Annotated in this window: 2 protein-coding genes and 1 pseudogene; 1 reads left to right on the top strand and 2 read right to left on the bottom strand. The window is 54.7% G+C overall.

All coding sequences use genetic code 11. The features are described 5' to 3' along the window. Positions 1-3465 (top strand): DNA-directed RNA polymerase subunit beta' (gene rpoC / locus BG74_RS05140; RefSeq protein ID WP_244267316.1); only part of this gene is annotated, 3465 nt, incomplete at its 5' end. On the opposite strand, the gene BG74_RS05135 is transcribed toward rpoC, so the two are convergent. Together BG74_RS05135 and BG74_RS18890 are read right to left on the bottom strand one after the other, a co-directional pair. Next, a complete protein-coding gene (locus BG74_RS05135; protein WP_066597068.1) occupies positions 3445-3732 on the bottom strand; it encodes a hypothetical protein in 288 nt (95 codons plus the stop codon). The two genes, rpoC and BG74_RS05135, sit on opposite strands and share 21 nt — an antisense overlap. Positions 3733-4047: 315 nt before the next feature. Then, a pseudogene (locus BG74_RS18890) lies at positions 4048-4654 on the bottom strand (hypothetical protein); the annotation flags it as partial.

The raw sequence follows: 4654 nt of genomic DNA, 5'->3' as shown, positions 1-4654 counted from the left end.
GTCCCGCTGGACGGTGGCCGCTTTGCAACCTCGGATCTGAACGATCTGTATCGCCGGGTGATCAACCGTAATAACCGTTTGAAGCGTCTGCTGGATCTGGCCGCGCCTGATATCATCGTGCGCAACGAAAAACGTATGCTGCAAGAAGCGGTCGATGCGCTGTTGGATAACGGCCGTCGAGGTCGCGCCATTACCGGCTCCAATAAGCGCCCGTTGAAATCGCTGGCCGACATGATTAAAGGCAAGCAAGGTCGCTTCCGCCAGAACCTGCTGGGTAAGCGCGTCGATTACTCTGGCCGTTCGGTTATTACGGTCGGTCCGTACTTGCGTCTGCATCAGTGCGGTCTGCCGAAGAAAATGGCGCTTGAACTATTCAAGCCGTTCATTTACGGCAAGCTGGAACTGCGCGGCCTCGCCACGACGATCAAAGCTGCCAAGAAAATGGTGGAACGCGAAGAAGCAGTTGTCTGGGATATCCTGGATGAGGTCATCCGCGAACACCCAGTCATGCTGAACCGTGCGCCGACGCTGCACCGTCTGGGCATCCAGGCGTTTGAGCCGGTACTGATTGAAGGTAAAGCCATTCAGCTGCACCCGCTGGTATGTGCAGCCTACAATGCCGACTTCGACGGTGACCAAATGGCGGTACACGTTCCGTTGACGCTGGAAGCCCAGTTGGAAGCGCGCGCGCTGATGATGTCCACCAATAACATCCTGTCGCCTGCCAATGGCGAGCCTATTATCGTACCGTCGCAGGACGTGGTGCTAGGTCTGTACTATATGACCCGAGATCGCGTCAACGGCAAAGGCGAAGGCATGGTGCTGACCGGGTCGAAAGAAGCGGAGCGCATCTACCGTGCCGGCGTGGCCGAGCTGCATGCGCGCGTAAAAGTGCGTATCACTGAGCATGAGAAACGAGACAACGGCGAGTGGATGGAAAATACTATTCTGGTAGACACTACTGTCGGCCGCGCCATCCTGTGGATGATCGTACCGAAGGGGCTGCCATTCTCTCTGGTGAACCAGGCGCTGGGTAAAAAAGCTATCTCTAAGATGCTTAATACCTGCTATCGCGTGCTGGGTCTGAAGCCGACCGTTATTTTTGCCGACCAGATCATGTACGCCGGTTTCGCCTACGCTGCCCGTTCCGGCTCGTCGGTCGGTATCGACGACATGGTAATCCCGGCGAAGAAAGCTGAAATTATTGATGAGGCCGAAGCCGAAGTCGCCGAGATCCAAGAGCAGTTCCAGTCGGGTCTGGTGACTGCCGGCGAGCGCTATAACAAGGTTATCGATATCTGGGCCGCGGCCAACGAGCGTGTCGCCAAGGCGATGATGGACAATCTGTCCACCGAAACGGTGATTAACCGCGACGGCGAGGAAGAACGTCAGGTGTCGTTTAACAGTATCTTTATGATGGCCGACTCCGGCGCCCGTGGTTCGGCGGCGCAGATTCGTCAGCTGGCCGGTATGCGTGGTCTGATGGCCAAGCCCGACGGCTCGATCATCGAGACGCCGATTACCGCGAACTTCCGTGAAGGTTTGAACGTACTCCAGTACTTCATTTCCACCCACGGTGCGCGTAAAGGCTTGGCAGACACTGCGCTGAAAACCGCGAACTCCGGTTATCTGACCCGTCGCTTGGTCGACGTGGCACAGGATCTAGTGGTGACTGAGGACGACTGCAGTACCTTCGCTGGTATCGTGATGACACCGGTAATCGAAGGCGGCGACGTGAAAGAGCCCCTACGCGAGCGCGTGCTGGGCCGCGTCACAGCGGAAGATGTTCTGAAGCCAGGCACTGCAGATATTCTTGTTGAGCGCAATACCCTGTTGAATGAGCAGTGGTGTGACGTGCTGGAAGAAAACTCCGTGGATAGCGTCAAGGTGCGTTCTGTCGTGACCTGCGACACCGATTTCGGCGTGTGTGCTAACTGCTATGGCCGAGATTTGGCGCGCGGGCATCTGGTAAACAAAGGTGAAGCCATCGGCGTTATCGCCGCGCAGTCCATCGGTGAACCCGGCACCCAGTTGACCATGCGTACGTTCCATATCGGCGGGGCCGCGTCCCGTGCCGCTGCGGAATCCAGCATTCAGGTGAAGAACAAAGGGACCATCTGTCTCAACAACGCCAAGTTCGTGGTTAACAGCGGCGGCAAGCTGGTGATTACTTCGCGTAATACCGAGCTGAAGCTGATTGACGAATTCGGCCGTACTAAAGAAAGCTACAAAGTGCCCTACGGTGCCATGATGGCCAAAGGCGACGGCGCGGAAATCATGGGCGGCGAAACTGTTGCCAACTGGGATCCGCATACCATGCCAGTTATCACGGAAGTTGACGGTTTCGTCCGCTTTACCGATATGATCGACGGCCAGACTATTACTCGCCAGACCGATGAACTGACCGGTTTGTCCTCTATCGTGGTACTGGATACTGCTGAGCGTACTGGTGGCGGTAAAGATCTGCGTCCAGCGCTGCGTATTGTGGATGATAAAGGTAATAATGTGCTACTGCCGGGTACTGACATGCCGGCGCAGTACTTCCTGCCGGGAAAAACGATCGTACAGCTGGAAGACGGCGCCAAAATCACCGGTGGTGATACGTTGGCGCGTCTGCCGCAGGAAACCAGCGGTACCAAGGATATTACCGGTGGTCTACCGCGTGTTGCTGATCTGTTTGAAGCCCGTCGCCCGAAAGAGCCGGCGATTCTGGCCGAGATCAGCGGTATCGTTTCCTTCGGTAAAGAAACCAAAGGCAAACGCCGCCTGGTTATCTCGCCGGTGGATAGCAGCGACCCTTACGAAGAGATGATCCCAAAATGGCGTCAGCTCAACGTATTTGAAGGTGAACGTGTGGAGCGAGGCGATGTGATTTCCGACGGTCCGGAATCGCCGCACGACATTCTGCGTCTGCGTGGCGTGCATGCGGTGACCCGCTATATCGTCAATGAAGTCCAGGATGTCTACCGTCTGCAGGGAGTGAAGATCAACGATAAACACATCGAAGTTATCGTTCGTCAGATGTTGCGTAAAGCGACGATCGCCAGCAGTGGCAGCTCGGAGTTCCTGGAGGGGGAACAGGCAGAATACTCTCGCATCAAGATCGCCAACCGTCAGTTGGAAAACGACGGCAAGGTGGAAATGACCTACATGCGTGATCTTCTGGGTATCACCAAAGCCTCACTGGCTACGGAGTCGTTTATCTCTGCGGCGTCGTTCCAGGAAACCACGCGTGTGCTGACCGAAGCTGCCGTTGCCGGGAAACGCGATGAACTGCGTGGCCTGAAGGAAAACGTCATCGTCGGACGGTTAATCCCGGCCGGTACCGGTTACGCTTATCATCAGGAACGCGCCCGCCATCGTCAACAGGGTGAAGCGCCTTCCGCACCGCAGATTACCGCCGATGAAGCTTCTGCCAACTTGGCTGAACTGCTGAATGCAGGTCTAGGCGGCAACGACGACTGATTGTCGACATTGTCTCTCGTCGCTGGCGAAGAAAAAACCGCTCCTTAGGGAGAGGTTTTTTCTCTGTGCTCGAAGGATGAAGGTCGCTTCGCTCGCAGATAGCGGGGATAATCTTTCCACACCCTTCATCATCAGAGAACTGAACGCCTGAAGTATCAACGGCACGTAGCGGCGGAAATAATCGATGCCCACTTTACTTTTATGCTCGCCAGTGACTAGCAGCACATTGTCGATACCTTTGGCACGGATGGTGCGGCATTCGCTCATGATATCCTATTTATCCAGCGTCTTATGGTAGATACGGTTGCTCATGGAAAATCTGCAACGCAATAGGTATAGTTATTGACAAAATATTAGATAAATAAAGATTAGACAAATAAAGCGGAAGGTAGAAATTGATGGTGTTGCCAAAGCACCAACGGCTCGAGATATACCAGTGCCGCCGGCGACAGCAATGCTATCATCTCCTCCGGTCCAGGATTTCCGCTGCTAGAGAGCGCTCGATACTGGCGGCTGTCTGGCAGTGGATCCGCGTACCGATATCGTTTCATTGGAGCTGTTATCAGTGCTGGATGAAAGTGGTCATAATTGCGCATCCGCGGCCGATGTTAAGAAGCCGATTAACGGGCTGGTGACGCTGGCCTGACGACGGCTCGGTGCCAAACCAACCTGTTGGGCGAGTTCGTCGGCCTCTAGGTCGGCTCTAAAAGGCGCTGGCCATGGCGACAGGATCTTGCGCCACGGCGATAGCAGTGTTCACCAACACTGCATCCGTGCCCATTTCCAGCGCCTGGCTGAGGGCACTGATACTCGCATCGACAACTGGCATCTCACCTGCGCCTATTCGATTATGATATTAATTAAATTAATATGTTGTATATATTGATTATAGCTGATAGGCAACTACAGCAGCATCACTGCGGCGCAACCCGCCTCCTCCAGCCGACGGCAAAGTACAGGATCGGCGCCGCAATAGGGAAATACCACAAACACTTCTTTGACCAACTTATCCACCTATGGAAAGCGTGAAAAAAGTGGATATCGGCGCGTGTATGCAGAAGAGTGCTATCAATCGGCTTTTCAGGTTTCTATCGGGTCGAGTAATAAATGTTGTATGTCTGGATAGATCTCGAGTTTGATCTAGTAGGCGCCTAATGCTTCGCACCCCAGACGGGTGGCGAACAACACC

Origin of the sequence: Sodalis-like endosymbiont of Proechinophthirus fluctus (assembly GCF_001602625.1) — a bacterium.
Classification (GTDB): domain Bacteria; phylum Pseudomonadota; class Gammaproteobacteria; order Enterobacterales; family Enterobacteriaceae.
The sequence above is the reverse complement of the archived record's forward strand: the minus strand, read 5'-3'. Positions and strand labels throughout refer to the sequence as shown.